We start from the raw sequence: 15,107 nt of genomic DNA on the forward strand, positions 1-15,107 counted from the left end.
GTCTCTGCCAGCAGGGCGGCGTTGCGTGCACAGGAGGCTCAATGGCCGGAGTCATGGATTCGGTCAACCAGCGTACGCAGCTGGTTGGCCAGAATCGTCTCGAACTGCTGCTGTTCCGTTTGAACGGCAGCCAGCTGTACGGGATCAACGTGTTCAAGGTGAAGGAGGTGCTGCAGTGCCCCCGCCTGACCGTGATGCCCAAGTCCAGCCAGGTGGTGCGCGGGGTGGCGAACATCCGCGGCGGTACCATCCCGATCCTCGATCTGGCGCTGGCCACGGGGCGTCACGCCCTGCGGGATGTCGCCAACAGTTTCGTGATCATCACCGAGTACAACACCAAGGTGCAGGGCTTCCTGGTGCACTCGGTGGAGCGCATCGTCAACATGAACTGGGAGTCGATCCATCCGCCACCCAAGGGCACCGGTCGCGACCACTACCTGACGGCAGTGACGCGGGTGGACAACCAGCTGGTGGAAATCATCGACGTGGAGAAGATCCTCGCCGAAGTGGCGCCGACCTCGGAGGATATCTCCGAAGGCGTGCTGGATGCCGACACTCAGGCCCGCGCGGTGAGCAAGCGCGTGCTGGTGGTGGATGACTCCTCGGTGGCGCGCAAGCAACTGGTGCGTTGCCTGGAAACCGTCGGCGTCGAGGTGCTGGCACTCAACGATGGCCGCCAGGCGCTGGATTACCTGCACCAGATGGTGGAGGCCGGCGGGCATCCGGGCAGCGACCTGTTGATGGTGATCTCGGATATCGAGATGCCGGAGATGGACGGCTACACGCTCACGGCGGAAATCCGTCACGACCCGCGCATGCAGGATCTGCACATTCTCCTGCATACTTCGTTGTCCGGGGTGTTCAACCAGGCCATGGTGAAGAAGGTCGGCGCTGACGACTTCCTTGCCAAGTTCCGTCCCGATGACCTGGCGGCCCGCGTGTCGGACCGGATCAAGGCCGTGGATGGCGCGTCGGCCTGACGGGCAGTGACGAGGTGCGGGTGGCGCCGGTGCCGCCCGCATCGTCTATGTTTTTTTGAGCACCGGTCAGGCAGTTGCCGCCGCACCGTCGGCAGCCGTCCACGAGCAAAGAGGTTTATCTGTGACATCCACCAATTCTGAATTCGAGCTGTTCCGGGATTTCCTGGAGAAGACCTGCGGCATCCTCCTGGGCGCCAACAAGCAGTACCTGGTCTCCAGCCGCTTGAACAAGTTGATGGAACAGCAGGGCATCAAGTCCCTGGGCGAGCTGGTGCAGAAGATCCAGATGCGCAGCCAGCTGCGCGAGCAGGTGGTCGACGCGATGACCACCAACGAGACCCTGTGGTTTCGCGATACCTACCCCTTCGAAGTACTGAAGAACCGCGTGCTGCCGGAGATGATCAAGGCTGCGCCCGGCCAGCGCCTGCGCATCTGGTCGGCGGCCTGTTCCTCGGGGCAGGAGCCTTATTCGCTGTCGATGGCCATCGACGAGTTCGAGCGCACCAACCTCGGCCAGCTCAAGGCGGGCGTGCAGATCGTCGCCACGGATCTCTCCGGCTCGATGCTCAGCGCCTGCAAGGCCGGTGAGTACGACAGCCTGGCGATTGGCCGCGGCCTGTCGCAGGAGCGCCTGGCGCGCTACTTCGACCAGAAGACCCCGGGGCGCTGGACGGTGAAGCCGGCGATCAAGAGCCGCGTGGAGTTCCGCGCGCTGAACCTGCTGGACAGCTACGCGACGCTGGGCAAGTTCGACATGGTGTTCTGCCGCAACGTACTGATCTATTTCTCGGCCGAGGTGAAGCGCGACATCCTGCTGCGCATCCATGCCACCCTCAAGCCCGGCGGCTACCTGTTCCTCGGCGCTTCCGAGGCGCTCAACGCACTGCCGGATCATTACCAGATGGTCCAGTGCAGCCCGGGCATCATCTACAAGGCCAAGTGATCGGCCGATACCCCGCCCGAGCGGGCGGGGTTCTCATCGCGCTGTGCGGCCATGGCCATGATCCGCAGGCTGCCCGTCACCAGGTCTTCGGCCGGTAGCCTTTGACGCAGGCTCGCACTTCGTCGTCGATCACGTTGCCCGGCTTGATGCAGTCCGACAGCCTGCGCGGACTGTCGCTGTAGGGCGACGCTGGCGGAGTGGCCGGCAGGCCGCTCGGGGAAATGCCCAGGCGTGTCTGCAGCAGCCCCCAGCGTTCCTGGAGCCAGAACTGGCTGGCGGGGTTGCGCCACAGGGCTGCGCCTGCCGCCACGATCAGCAAGGGGATGAGGAAGCACAGCAACGCCTTCACCAGCATCCGCCACTTGCGCTTCGGCACATCGGGCGGCTTCTGCCGGTTCTGTTGTTTGACCTGTTCCCAGTAGTAGTCGCGATCACGCTCGCTCATCGAGTGTCATTCCGCCGGCTGGATGGGTGCAGCGTAACGGCTGGCGCAGCGTGCGGCGAGGCGCGATCAGTGGTCCTTGTGACGGGCTTCGCGCACCACCATATTGGTCTGCATGACTGCCCCTCGAACCTCCACCCGCGGCAAGCGCGCCGATGTGCTGTCCGCCTTCCACCCGGCGGTGGCCCGCTGGTTCCGTGCGCATTTCAAGGCGCCGACCCAGGCGCAGGTACAGGCCTGGCCGGCGATCCAGGCGGGGGAATCGACACTGGTCGCCGCACCCACCGGTTCGGGCAAGACGCTCACGGCTTTCCTCTCGGCCATCGATGCATTGGTCCGCGAGGGGCTGGATAACGGCGGCGTGCTGCCGGACCGCACCACGGTGGTCTACGTCTCGCCGCTCAAGGCGCTGTCCAACGACATTCGCATCAACCTCGAGGAACCGCTGGCCGGTATCCGTGCCGCGCTGGGCGAGATGGGCCTGCCGGAAGTGGAGATCCGCACTGCCGTGCGCACCGGCGACACCACGACCAAGGAACGTGAGGCCATGCGCAAGCAGGTGCCGCATATCCTGGTGACCACGCCCGAATCGCTCTACGTGCTGCTCGGCTCGGACTCCGGCCGCGCCATGCTGGCCGGGGCGCGTAGCGTGATCGTCGATGAAATCCATGCACTGGCGGCGAGCAAGCGCGGCAGCCACCTGGCGCTGTCGCTGGAGCGTTTGCAGGCGTTGTGCGAGGCGCCGCTGGTGCGCATCGGCTTGTCTGCCACGCAGAAACCCATCGAAGCGGTGGCGCGTTTCCTGGTCGGCCGCCACCCGGCCTGCCGTATCGTCGACATCGGCTACAGCCGCCAGCGCGACCTGAACCTGGAGGTGCCGTCCGCGCCGCTGGAAGCGGTGATGTCCCACGACGTCTGGGACAAGGTCTACGACCGACTGGCCGAACTGGCCGGCGAACACCGCACCACGCTGGTGTTCGTCAACACCCGGCGGTTGGCTGAGCGCGTGACCCGGCATCTCGCTGAGCGCATCGGCGCCGGCTGGGTGGCGGCGCACCATGGCAGCCTGTCGAAGGAACTGCGCCTGGGCGCCGAGCAGCGGCTCAAGGCCGGGCAGTTGAAGGTGCTGGTAGCCACGGCCTCGCTGGAGCTGGGTATCGATATCGGCGACGTGGAGCTGGTCTGCCAGCTCGGCTCGCCGCGTTCCATCGCCGCTTTCCTGCAGCGTGTGGGGCGTTCCGGGCACAGTGTTGGCGGCACGCCCAAGGGGCGGCTGTTCCCGACCTCGCGGGACGATCTGATCGAATGCGTAGCGCTGCTCGACAGCGTGCGCCTGGGGGAGCTGGACGCGCTGGCAATTCCCCGTGCACCGCTGGACGTCCTGGCCCAGCAGATCGTCGCTGAAGTGGCTTGCCAGGAATGGCGCGAGGACGCGCTGTTCGACCTGTTCACCGGCGCGCAGCCCTACGCCGAACTGAGCCGCGAGCACTTCGACGGCATGTTGCGCACCCTCGCCGAGGGCTACACCAGCCGTAATGGCCAGCGCGGCGCCTACCTGCACCGCGATGCGGTCCACCAGCGCCTGCGCGGCCGGCGCGGTGCCAAGCTGACCGCCGTGACCTCCGGCGGCACCATCCCCGATACCGGCGACTACGCCGTACTGCTGGAGCCGCAAGGCCTGACCGTGGGCACGGTGAATGAGGACTTCGCCGTGGAAAGCCTGGCGGGCGACGTGTTCCAGCTCGGCAACATTTCCTACCGCATCCTGCGCGTCGAACCGGGCCGCGTGCGCGTCGAGGACGCCCAGGGCCAACCGCCGAACATTCCCTTCTGGCTCGGCGAGGCGCCGGGGCGCAGCGATGAGCTATCCACCAGTGTCGCTCGTCTGCGCGGCCAGCTGGACGAGTTGCTGGCCCAGGGCGAGAACGATCGCGAACCGCTGGCACGGGCCATCGACTGGCTGCGGGAACAGCTCGGCCTGAACGATGCGGCAGCGCGGCAACTGGTGGAATACCTGGCCCGTGCGCGCCATGCCCTTGGTGCACTGCCGACGCAGAAGACCCTGATACTCGAACGTTTCTTCGATGAATCCGGCGGCATGCAGCTGGTCATCCATTCGCCCTACGGCAGCCGCCTCAACCGCGCCTGGGGCCTGGCGCTGCGCAAGCGCTTCTGTCGCACCTTCAACTTCGAACTGCAGGCCGCCGCCACCGAAGACGCGATCATCCTGTCGCTGTCCACCAGCCACAGCTTCCCGCTGGACGAGGTCTGGCGCTACCTGCATTCCAACAGCGCCGAGCACGTGCTGACCCAGGCGCTGCTCGACGCGCCGCTGTTCGGCGTGCGCTGGCGCTGGAACGCCACCACGGCGCTGGCGTTGCCGCGCTACAGCGGCGGCCGCAAGGTCGCCCCGCAGTTGCAGCGCATGCGCAGCGAAGACCTGTTGGCCTCGGTGTTCCCCGACCAGGTGGCGTGCCTGGAGAACATCGTTGGCGAGCGCGAGATTCCCGATCACCCGCTGGTGGCGCAGACCCTCGACGACTGCCTGCACGAAGCCATGGACTGCGAGGGCTGGCTGGCATTGCTGCGGCGCATGGAGCGCGGCGAGGTGACCTTGCTGGCGCGCGATCTGCCAGCACCTTCGCCATTGGCGGCGGAAGTATTGTCGGCCAGCCCCTATGCCTTCCTCGACGATGCGCCACTGGAGGAGCGGCGTACCCAGGCGGTGCAGAGCCGTCGCTGGACCGATCCGGAAAGCGCCGACGACCTCGGTGCGCTGGATGCCGACGCCATCGACGCGGTGCGCGCCGAGGCCTGGCCGGAGGCTCGCGACGCCGACGAGATGCACGAGGCGCTGACGGGCCTGGGCGGTATTCGCGAGAGCGAGGCACAGGCCAACGAGGGCTGGCCCTTCCTGCTCAAGTCGCTGGCCAGGGCGGGCCGGGCGACGCGCCTGGCGCTGCCGGTGGGCGATGTCTGGGTGGCGGCGGAGCGGCTCAGCCAGTGGCTGGCGCTGCATCCGCAGGTCACACGGACGCCACTGCTGGACCTGCCACCGTCACTGCTTCAACCCTGCACGACCGATGAGGCGCAGGTCGAACTGGTACGGGCGCGCCTGACCGGTTTCGGCCCGCGGCTGTTGCGCGAGCTGGCCGACGACCTGGGGATATCCACCGGCGATGCCGGTTTCGCCCTGGCCAGCCTGGAGCGCGAGGGTTACGTACTGCGCGGCCGCTTCACGCCGGGCGCGCAGGAAGAGGAGTGGTGCGAGCGCCACTTGCTGGCGCGTATCCATCGTTACACGGTGAAGCGCCTGCGCCGGGAAATCGAACCGGTGCAACGTGCCGATTTCATGCGCTTCCTCTTCGACTGGCAGCGCGTCGCCAGCGGCACGCGGGTGCGCGGGGCCGAGTCCCTGGCCGGCGTGCTCAGTCAGCTGGAAGGCTTCCAGGCCGCAGCCTCGGCCTGGGAGAGCGACATCCTGCCCAGCCGCGTGGCCGACTACGGGATCAACTGGCTGGACGACCTCTGCCGCGCCGGTCGCATCGTCTGGGCGCGCTTGCCCGGTCGCAGCGCCGGTAAGGCCCGCGGCGGGCCACTGAAGAGCACGCCCATCGTGCTGCTTCCGCGCACGCAGATGGCGCAGTGGAGCGAGCTGAGTGCGGGGCAGGCGGATGCCGAGCTGTCGGCCAAGGCCGGCAAGGTGCTTGACGTGCTCAAAGAGCACGGCGCGTCGTTCTTCGAGGAACTGGCCAGCGACAGCCACCTGCTGCGCACCGAACTGGAAAGCGTGCTGGGCGAGCTGGTGGCGGCTGGGCGGGTGAATGCCGACAGCTTCGCCGGCCTGCGCGCCCTGCTGATGCCGGCGGCGCGTCGCCATCCGCAGCGCCGTTCGCGCACGCCGCTGTTCGGTATGGCCGATGCCGGGCGCTGGGCGTTGCTGCGGCGCTCCGCGCTGGAGCCCGGAGCACGGTTGCCGGCGGAAACCCTGGAACACGTTGCCATGACCCTGCTGCGCCGCTATGGCGTGGTCTGCTGGCGCCTGCTTGACCGCGAGGCCGACTGGCTGCCGCCGTGGCGCGACCTGTTGCGGGTCTACCATCGCCTGGAGGCGCGCGGGGAAATCCGCGGCGGGCGCTTCGTCGCCGGGCTGACCGGCGAGCAGTTCGCCCTCCCTGAAGCGGTCGGCCTGCTGCGCGAAGTCCGGCGCCGGGAGGCGAACGGCGAATGGGTGGTGGTCTCCGCGGTGGATCCGCTGAACCTCGCCGGCACGCTGCTGCCGGGACGCAAGGTGCCGGCAGTGAGCGGCAACCGCGTGCTCTATCGCGATGGTGTGCCGGTGGGTGCGCTGATCGCCGGTGAGGTGGAACTGCTGGCTGAACTGCCGCCCGCGGACCAGGCCCGTGCGCGGGAGCTGCTGATCCGTCGCTGATTTCGGCCTTGCCTGGCTTACACTCAGCGGCACGCACGTCTTTCCTGCGAGGGTGTGATGCTGTCCCGCGAGCCGCCGACTCTGCCTGTCCTGTTGCGCCAGTGGTGGTTCCTGCCGCTGCTGGTGCTCGCCCTGTGCCTGCGCCTTTATGGTCTGTCGGATTCGGCACTGTGGGGGGACGAGACCTCCAGCCTGTTCCTCGCCCGCTATTCGCCCGTCCAGCTCTGGCAGCACGCCGCTCACGACGTGCATCCGCCGCTGTACTTCTTCCTGCTGCATGCCTGGGTCGCAGTGGCGGGCGAGGGCGTTCTTTCGCTGCGATCGTTCAGCGCCGTGTTCGGCACCTTTGCGGTGTTTCTCGGCGGCTGGCTGGTGTGGCGGATGGCTTCGCCGCGGGCCACTTTCATCGCTGTGCTGTTGTTGGCAATGCTGCCCACGGCGGTACGTTACAGCCAGGAAGTGCGCATGTATTCGCTGCTCGGCTGCTGGTTGCTGGCGGCGACGCTGGCGTTGCTGTACTGGCGGCAGGTGCAGCGGCGGCGCTATCTGCTGGTGTATGTCGCGCTGATGACCGCGGCCTTCTACACCCATTACTTCAGCCTGTTCGGCGCACTCGTGCAGTGGCTGTGGCTGGCAACGCTGCCGAACAGCCCGCTGCGCCGACGCGACTGGTGGCTGGCCAACCTGGCCATCGCCGTGCTGTTCCTGCCCTGGTTGCCCGGGCTGTTCGACCTGATCCGCCACATGGCGGTGCTGGAAGCGGGTGGCGACGTGGGCTGGCAGCCGCCGGTGGATGCGCGCTCGCTACCCTCGATGCTCTGGCAGTGGCTGGCGCAATCCGATGGCAACGAGTTGCCCTGGCCCGTGCTGCTCGGCGTGCCCCTGCTGCTGGTGGCGGCGGCTGCACTGGTGCTGCGCGCCGACCGCAGTCCCCAGCGTGGCGGGGTACTGCTGGCGCTCTATTGCGGCATGCCCTTGCTGCTGCTGTATGGCATCTCGTTCATTTCCCCGGTCTTCGTCGAACGCTACCTCACGGCTTTCGCCCTGGGCTTGCCGCTGCTGCTGGCGCTGGCGCTGGATCGCCTGCTGGATAAGCGCCGTGCGCTGGGGACGGTGCTGCTGGTGACCCTGCTGGGGTTGCAGGGCTTAGGGGTGGGGCGCGCGATCGCCATCGACCCGGACGAGCAGTTCGACGGCATGGCGGCCTACGTCAACGCCCACTACCGCGCCGGCGACCGGGTGGTGGTCGATGACATCCTCTGGTACCTGACCTTCCGCTATTACAACCAGACCGGCCACGAACCATTGCTCTACACCGCACCGGCGGCGGATGGCAGCTCGGGCCGGCCGGGGCGTTATGGCTTTGGTTCGCTGATCGACGACCGCCAGCATGCCTTCGTCGACCACCTGGCGGACCTGCCGCAGGACCAGGGGCGCGTCTGGCTGGTGATGAGCCGCTACAACGACCAGGAGATTCCCGACGTGCCGGCCACCTGGAAACGGGTGGCGCAGCATGCCGGCGGGGAGGTGCAGGCGATCCTCTTCGAGCGCACGGCACAACGTAACGCGGCGCGCTGAGGGCAACCGTTGCGTTGCAGCCTTAGAAGCGGATGCGTCCGGTAAAGGCGTCCTTGAGCATCACCCAGTCGCCCATCAGCGACCACAACGGGTACTTGAAGGTGGCGGGGCGGTTCTTCTCGAACACGAAGTGGCCGACCCAGGCGAAGCCGTAGCCGGCCAATGGCATGGCCAGCAGCCACAACCAGTGCCCGCTGACGATGGCGTAGGCGAGGATCGACAGCACCAGCAGGCTGCCCACGTAATGCAGGCGACGGCACACGGCATTGCTGTGCTCCTGCAGGTAATACGGGTAGAACTCGGCGAAGCTCCGGAACCGATCGGCGGTCTGGGTGCTCATGGCGCACCTCCTGTTGTTGTGGTGGCCCAGTGTAGGCTGGAGCTATCGGACTTGCGGATGGCATAGGGGACCAGTTTAGTATCCCCCTGCGCCGCCAGCTGACTGGCGGTGGCGCCGTTGACCACCATAACCAGAAGAAAACGCATGCCTGAGCGTACGACCCTGTCCAGTTGGGTGCGGGGAATCGTCCAGTCCCTGGAACTGGAAGGCCTGGACAGCCGAGCGCTGTTCGCCGAACTGGGATTGGATTTCGCTGCCCTCGACGACCCCGATGCGCGCTTCCCGCAGGACGCCATGAGCCGCCTGTGGAACCGCGCCGTGGAGCTGTCCGGCAATCCGGCCATCGGTCTGAACATTGCCCGCGTGCACACCCCGGCTTTCCCGGTGGTGGGCTACGCGCTGATGTCCAGCCGCAACCTGGGCGAGGGCTTCGAGCGGCTCGAGCGCTACCAGCGGATCATTGCCGAGGGCGCCGACCTGAGCTTCCGCCGCCTCCCCGAAGGCTGCCTCTACCGCATCGTGGTCCACGGTGACCGCCTGCCGGTGCCGCGGCAGAGCGCGGAATGCTCGCTGGCCAGCCTGACCGCCATGCTGCGCTGGATTACCGGGCGGGCAATCAAGCCGCTCGAGGTACGCCTGGCGGGCGAGCCGCCGCAGGACATCGAGCCCTACCGGGAACTGTTCCAGGCGCCGCTGAGCTTCGGCCACGCCGACTGCGCGATGCTGTTTTCCCACGAGGACATGGCTGCGCCGCTACCCACTGCCAACGAGGAACTGGCGCGCCTGCACGACCGCTTTGCCGGGGAATACCTGGCGCGCTTCGTCAGCAGCCGCTTCAGCCACCAGACGCGCCAGGTCCTGTGCCGCCTGCTGCCCCAGGGCGAGCCCAAGCGCGAGAACGTGGCGCAGGCGCTGCACCTGTCCGAACGCACCCTGCAGCGCCGCCTTCAGGAAGAGGGCACCAGCTACCAGCAACTGCTCGACGACACCCGCCGCGAGCTGGCCCAGCAGTACCTCGCCACGCCGCGCATGACACTGCTGGAGATTGCCTACCTGCTGGGGTTCTCGGAGCCGAGCAACTTCTTCCGTGCCTTCCGCCGCTGGTTCGGCAAGACGCCGGGGGAGTACCGCGAGGAGTTGTGATTCCGCCGGCGCCAAGCGGCTGGTTGTAGGAGCGAGCTTGCTCGCGAACCGCTTGATACCGGCGCCCAAGCGTTCGCGAGCAAGCTCGCTCCTACAGAAGCCTGGCGCAGTCGGCGCCTGGGATTGATGGGTATCGCTGCGCTCCACGCCATCCTACTGCGTGTTCATCCTGCAAATTTGCTAGTGCCGCCAGAACGCCGGGGTGAACAGCACCAGCACCGTGATGATCTCCAGACGGCCCGCCAGCATGCCGCCGCAGAGCAGCCACTTGGCGGCATCCGGCAGCGAGGCGAAGTTGCCCGAGGGGCCGATGATCGGCCCCATGCCCGGGCCGACGCCGGCCACGGTGCTGGCCGCGCCGGTCAGCGAGGTCATCCAGTCCAGGCCGAGGAACGACAGGCCCAGCGCCAGGGCACCGACGGTGGCGCCGAAGAAGAACGAGAAGGTCAGGATCGAACGCACGATCTCCTCGTCCAGGCGGTGGCCGTTGTAGCTCTGCTTGATCACCGCGCGCGGGTGGATCAGTTGGTAGAGGCTGGCGCGCAGCAGGGTGAAGGCCACCTGGAAGCGGAAGATCTTGATGCCGCCGGCGGTGGAGCCGGAGCAGCCGCCGATGAAGCCCAGGTAGAAGAACAGCATGATCGAGAAGTGGCCCCACAGGCTGTAGTCGCCCAGGGCGAAGCCGGTGGTGGTGACCACCGAGGTCACGTTCACCGCGACGATGCGGAATGCGTCCAGCCAGGGCAGGCTGGAGGTCACCGAGTACCAGGTGCCCATCACCAGCCAGGTGACCAGCAGCAGGCCGAGGAAGCCGTGGACCTGGTGGTCGCGGATCAGCGCCTTGCGGTTGCCACGCAGCATGGAGACGTACAGCACGAAGGGAATGCTGCCCAGGATCATGACCACCACCGCGACCCAGTGCACCGCCGGCTGGTGCCACTTGGCCAGCGACTGGTCGGAGGTGGAGAAACCGCCGGTGGAGATCGCCGACATGGCGTGGTTGAGCGAGTCGAACAGGCCCATGCCGGCCCACCAGAAGGCCAGCGTGCCGGCGATGGTGATGGCCACGTAAACCCCGACTATGTACTTGGCCACCATGTGCGAGCGCGGCATGACCTTGTCGGAGCGGTCCGAGGATTCGGTCTGGAACAGGCGCATGCCACCGATGCGCAGCATCGGCAGGATCGCCACCGCCATGGCGATGAAGCCGATACCGCCCAGCCAGTGCAGCAGCGAGCGCCAGATGAGGATACCCGGCGACATCTTGTCCAGCCCGCTGAGGACGGTCGAGCCGGTGGCGGTAATGCCGGACATGCTCTCGAAGATTGCGTCGGTGAAGCTGATGTGCCGGGCGAACATGAAGGGCAGGGAGGAGAAGAAACAGACGATCACCCAGCTCGACACGGTGAGCATGTACATGTCCCGCGGACGCAGGTGCACCTGCTCCGGGCGGCCGGGGATGACCATGCCAAGCCCGCAGGTGAAGGTGATGATCGCCGACCAGATGAAGGGGTGCAGTTCGTGGGCGCGGCCGTAGTAGAGCAGTGTGGCCATGGGAACCAGCATGGCGACCGCCAGCGTGATCACGAAGATGCCGATGATGAATCCGAGGGTGCGTAGTGTCGGCAGGGCCATGCGCTGAGGTCTGAAACCAATGGGAATCGGCCATTTTACCTGTCGCCTGCTGCCTGTAAACCGCGTGAAATCCCCCTCTTCACAAGTGCAACGGGATGGATAGAATCTGTCTCCGCCCGCCGGCGCTCGCCGGTTTCTCTAGTGCATTCGAATCCATGTCCACTCACAATCCGTGTTTGAGCTGCGGCGCCTGCTGCGCGCATTTTCGTGTGTCCTTCTATTTTGGCGAGTGCCGCTCTTCTGGCGGTATCGTCCCCGATGACCAGGTTGTCCAGGTCAGCCCGCACCTGGTTGCCATGCGTGGCACCGAGGTGCGTCCATCGCGTTGTACGGCGCTGCTGGGCGATGTCGGCTGCGGGGTGCGCTGCACCCTGTACGAGCAGCGTTCCTCGACCTGCCGGGAGTTCGAAGCGTCCTGGACCGATGGCGTTCACAACCCGAACTGCGACGCGGCCCGCGCCGCCTATGGGCTGCCGCCGCTGACACCACCGGTGTTGCCGACATTGTCACCGGAGCGGGTGGCCTGAGGCGCTGTCTTTCCTCAGCAAATGCGAACCCCTTGCGTCTACAATGGCGGTTTTCGAGTTTGACTGGAGGCAGCCCATGGAGGCTCTCGACGCGTTGCTCAACCGTGTGTCCCACGCCCGCCTGAGCGAGCCGGCACCGTCCGCCGAGCAGCTGGACCGCCTGTTCCGTTCGGCGTTGCGCGCGCCGGATCATGGGCAACTGCGCCCCTGGCGTTTCATCACCGTGGAAGGCGAGGCGCGGAAGGAACTGGGCGAACTGTTCGCCCGCGCCGTGGCAGCGAGCGAGCCGGATGGCAAGCCCGAGGCGCTGGACAAGGCTCGCGCCATGCCGCTGCGCGCGCCCTTGCTGGTGGTGGCCGTGGCACGCCTGCAGGAGCACCCCAAGGTGCCGGAAATCGAGCAGTGGCTGGCCGCAGGCTGTGCCGCCCACGGTATCGTCCAGGCAGCCTATGTCGAAGGATTGGGGGCGATGTGGCGGACGGGCGCCATGGCATTCGATCCGCTGGTGCGCGAGGGCCTCGGCCTGACCGAGAATGAGCGCATCGTCGGCTTCATCTACCTCGGCACGCCGGTCGGCGAACTGCGCCGCCCGGCGCCGCTGGACCCGGCCGGCTTCGTCAGCGCCTGGCGGGGCTGAGCGGCAGTTCCAGGCGAACCTTCCAGCCGCCGTCGCGCGCGCGCCAGAACAGGTGGCCACCCTGCCAGCCGGCCAGGCGCCGCGCCGGGGGCAGGGCCTCCGGCAGCCAGGCCCGCGCTTGCGGGTCGTGGCCGTGCAGGTCCAGGCGCAGTTCTCCGTGGGCGGAGCTGAGCAAGAGTTTCAGCGCTGCGTGCGGTTGCCGCGCCAGTGCCGCCTCCAGCAACGAATCCAGGGCCTCGCCCAGCGCGTCCGGCCAGCTTTCCAGTGGCCAGGTGCCACTCTGCGGCAGGCTCAGGCGCAAGCCGGGCCAGCGTGTGCGCCACCGCGCGGCGTGACGTGCCAGTTCTACAGCCAGCACCAGGTACTGCGGGTCGTCGCAGGGCTCGCTGCGCAGCAGGACTGACGGCGGCAGTGGCTGTTGCAGAGCGGGGATCGGGGTAGCGAAGGCAGGCAGGCTCATGGTTGCTCTCCGAAAGTGCGCAGGGTTCAGCCGACCTGGCGGCGTAGTGGCAAGTCGATGCTGGCGACGAATCCGCCGTCGGGATGGTTGGCCAGGCGCAGTCGTCCATGGTGGCGCTCGATGGCGCGCCGGGCGATGGCCAGGCCCAGGCCATGGCCTGCGCTGCTCTGGTTGGGAGCGCGGAAGAAAGGTTCGCCCAGTTGCGTCAGGTGTTCCTCGCTGGCGCCGGGGCCGTGGTCGCGGATGCTGATGCGCACACGATCGCCATCGACCCGGGCCTGCACTTCCAGCGGCTGGTCCGCCGGGTTGAATCGCAGGGCATTGCGCAGCAGGTTGTCGAGGGCGCGTTCGAGCATGTCCGGCCAGCCGTCCAGGGCCAGTTGCGCAGCGATGTCGAGCTGGATGTCCTGTTCCGGGTAGAGCAGTTGCGCGTCATTGCGCAGGCGTTCGAACAATGGCAGCAGGTCGATGCGGCTGGTGGGGCCGGGATCGGCGTCGAGACGGGCGAGGGCGAGGATTTCGCCGATCAGCGCTTCCAGGCGATCGCATTCCTGTTCCAGGCGTGGCCACATGGCGGCGCGCTGTTCGGGGCCGGCACGTTCGGCCAGGGCCAGGGCAATGCGCAGGCGCGCCAGTGGTGAACGCAGTTCGTGGGACACATCGCGCAGCAGCTGGCGCTGGCTGCCGATCAGCCCTTGCAGGCGGGCGCCCATGCGGTTGAAGTCGCGGGCCAGCACGCCCAGTTCGTCGCCACGGCGAGAGAGGCGGGCGAGGCTGTCCTGTTGATAACTGGTCTGGCCGAGGTCATGCACGGCGCGGCGCAGGCGATTCAGCGGGCGGGTGATGGACAGGGTCAGCAGCAGGCTGAACACAGTCAGCACCACCAGAGCGATGCCCAGGGCGCTGAGCGGCCAGAGCAGACTGCTGCGGTGCCAGGCCTGCAGGGTCGGGTGTGGAATGCGGTAGATGAACAGGTAGGTCTGGTCGGTGCGGCTGCTGGTGTATTCCTGGCTCAGCTGACGCCAGGGGAAGCGCGGCAGGTTCTCGCGGTCGAAATGGTTGTCTCGCGGACGCGGCGGGCGCGGCAGGTAGGTGCCGTTGACCAGGCGCTGGCCGGTCTCGTCGAGCACCTGCACCGAGAGTTCGTAGTCCTTGCGCCGGCTTTCCAGCAATTGCTGTGCGGCTTCCGGGCCTTGTGTTTCGTAGAGCAGGGTCCATTGCTTGGCGATGTCGTGCAGCCCCGGATAGCGGGCGATGACCCAGGTGTCCTGGTTCAGCGCGCGGCCCAGCAGGATGGACAGTCCGGCCACCAGCAGCAGGGCGAGCCAGAAGGCGGCGAGGATCCGCCAGAAGAGTGAACGCATGGTCTTCCTGTTCAGCCGCATGGTCTATCCGTTGTCAGGGCTCACGGCAAGACGCCGGGCATAACCCGGCGCCTGCCCATCGTGGAGCGATCAGTTGGTCTTGGCGCCGTCCTTCTGGGCCTTCCAGGTCTGGAATTCCGCCCATTCGGCCTTGCGCTGTTCACGCTGCTTCTTCAGCTCGTCGAACTTCTTCTGCTGCTCGGGAGTGAGGATGCCGCGAATGCTGGCGTCAGCCTTGTCGTGGTTGGCCTTGAGCTCTTCCTGCATGGCCTTGCGATCGGCTTCGGGCAGCTTGTTCCAGTATTTCTCGGTGATCGCGCGGCGATCCTTCATCGAGTCGCCCATCACCTTGCCGACTTGCTGGCGCTGGTCCTGGGTCAGGTTCAGTTCGCGGAACGCACCGCCGCGTTCGCCACCGTGCTTGCCGGGGCCATGGTCTTTCATGAACGGGGCCGGCGGCGGAGCGTCGGTCGGCGCGGGAGTGGCCGCCAGCGCGACGGTCGGCAGGGCGGCGGCGATCAGCAGGGCGGTCAGGGTCTTGCGCATGGTGTTTCTCCTTTCAGGGGCCGGTCGTTACCGGATGAGCCCAGTCTAGGGTCGGCAAGGTCAAGGGCGGTCAGGCCCAC

The 15,107-nt window shown here is 67.1% G+C and carries 13 protein-coding genes; 7 read left to right on the plus strand and 6 right to left on the minus strand.

The window, feature by feature from the left end; all coding sequences use genetic code 11:
• Positions 1–41 precede the first annotated feature (41 nt).
• Together LDJ84_RS09610 and cheR are read left to right on the plus strand one after the other, a co-directional pair.
• Positions 42–980 (plus strand): chemotaxis protein CheV, encoded by a 939-nt coding sequence (locus LDJ84_RS09610; RefSeq protein ID WP_037011045.1) that lies wholly within the window; start codon positions 42–44, stop codon positions 978–980.
• Positions 981–1,101: 121 nt separating this feature from the next.
• On the plus strand, positions 1,102–1,923 hold the full coding sequence (gene cheR, locus LDJ84_RS09615) for a protein-glutamate O-methyltransferase CheR (RefSeq protein WP_024764333.1): 822 nt from the start codon (positions 1,102–1,104) through the stop codon (positions 1,921–1,923).
• 76 nt (positions 1,924–1,999) lie between these two features.
• Here cheR and LDJ84_RS09620 read toward each other — a convergent pair whose 3' ends face one another.
• Entirely contained in the window at positions 2,000–2,368 is a 369-nt protein-coding gene (locus tag LDJ84_RS09620; RefSeq protein ID WP_084359812.1) for a hypothetical protein, read from the minus strand.
• 112 nt (positions 2,369–2,480) lie between these two features.
• Here LDJ84_RS09620 and LDJ84_RS09625 point away from each other — a divergent pair, with 112 nt between their 5' ends.
• Both LDJ84_RS09625 and LDJ84_RS09630 read left to right on the plus strand, forming a co-directional pair.
• Positions 2,481–6,797 carry a DEAD/DEAH box helicase gene (locus tag LDJ84_RS09625; protein ID WP_226046260.1) on the plus strand — a complete coding sequence of 1,439 codons (4,317 nt, stop codon included), beginning with the start codon at positions 2,481–2,483 and terminating at the stop codon, positions 6,795–6,797.
• Between the two features lie 57 nt (positions 6,798–6,854).
• Positions 6,855–8,375 (plus strand): glycosyltransferase family 39 protein, encoded by a 1,521-nt coding sequence (locus LDJ84_RS09630; RefSeq protein ID WP_226046261.1) that lies wholly within the window; start codon positions 6,855–6,857, stop codon positions 8,373–8,375.
• A 22-nt stretch (positions 8,376–8,397) separates the two neighbouring features.
• On the opposite strand, the gene LDJ84_RS09635 is transcribed toward LDJ84_RS09630, so the two are convergent.
• Positions 8,398–8,715, minus strand: a complete 318-nt coding sequence (locus tag LDJ84_RS09635) for an Mpo1-like protein (protein ID WP_024767436.1) — start codon at positions 8,713–8,715, stop codon at positions 8,398–8,400.
• Between the two features lie 144 nt (positions 8,716–8,859).
• Between LDJ84_RS09635 and LDJ84_RS09640 the strand changes: the two genes are divergently transcribed.
• A complete protein-coding gene (locus tag LDJ84_RS09640; protein WP_065086467.1) occupies positions 8,860–9,858 on the plus strand; it encodes an AraC family transcriptional regulator in 999 nt (332 codons plus the stop codon).
• A gap of 180 nt (positions 9,859–10,038) precedes the next feature.
• On the opposite strand, the gene LDJ84_RS09645 is transcribed toward LDJ84_RS09640, so the two are convergent.
• Complete coding sequence (locus tag LDJ84_RS09645; protein WP_024767434.1) at positions 10,039–11,493, minus strand: TrkH family potassium uptake protein; 1,455 nt, start codon at positions 11,491–11,493, stop codon at positions 10,039–10,041.
• Between the two features lie 155 nt (positions 11,494–11,648).
• Between LDJ84_RS09645 and LDJ84_RS09650 the strand changes: the two genes are divergently transcribed.
• The gene (locus LDJ84_RS09650) at positions 11,649–12,020 is read left to right on the plus strand and encodes a YkgJ family cysteine cluster protein (protein WP_024767433.1); all 372 of its coding nucleotides are present in this window, start codon (positions 11,649–11,651) and stop codon (positions 12,018–12,020) included.
• A 76-nt stretch (positions 12,021–12,096) separates the two neighbouring features.
• On the plus strand, positions 12,097–12,657 hold the full coding sequence (locus LDJ84_RS09655; RefSeq protein ID WP_024767432.1) for an NAD(P)H nitroreductase: 561 nt from the start codon (positions 12,097–12,099) through the stop codon (positions 12,655–12,657).
• On the opposite strand, the gene LDJ84_RS09660 is transcribed toward LDJ84_RS09655, so the two are convergent.
• The 3 genes from LDJ84_RS09660 to LDJ84_RS09670 form a co-directional block, all read right to left on the minus strand.
• A complete protein-coding gene (locus LDJ84_RS09660; RefSeq protein WP_084359809.1) occupies positions 12,638–13,117 on the minus strand; it encodes a hypothetical protein in 480 nt (159 codons plus the stop codon). The genes LDJ84_RS09655 and LDJ84_RS09660 overlap by 20 nt on opposite strands.
• Before the next feature lie 26 nt (positions 13,118–13,143).
• Positions 13,144–14,481 carry a sensor histidine kinase gene (locus LDJ84_RS09665; protein ID WP_089285866.1) on the minus strand — a complete coding sequence of 446 codons (1,338 nt, stop codon included), beginning with the start codon at positions 14,479–14,481 and terminating at the stop codon, positions 13,144–13,146.
• 90 nt (positions 14,482–14,571) lie between these two features.
• Positions 14,572–15,027, minus strand: a complete 456-nt coding sequence (locus tag LDJ84_RS09670) for a Spy/CpxP family protein refolding chaperone (RefSeq protein ID WP_024766429.1) — start codon at positions 15,025–15,027, stop codon at positions 14,572–14,574.
• Positions 15,028–15,107 lie beyond the last annotated feature (80 nt).

This window comes from Pseudomonas sp. HS-18, from assembly GCF_020401845.1.
GTDB classification, from domain to species: Bacteria; Pseudomonadota; Gammaproteobacteria; order Pseudomonadales; family Pseudomonadaceae; genus Pseudomonas; species Pseudomonas nitroreducens.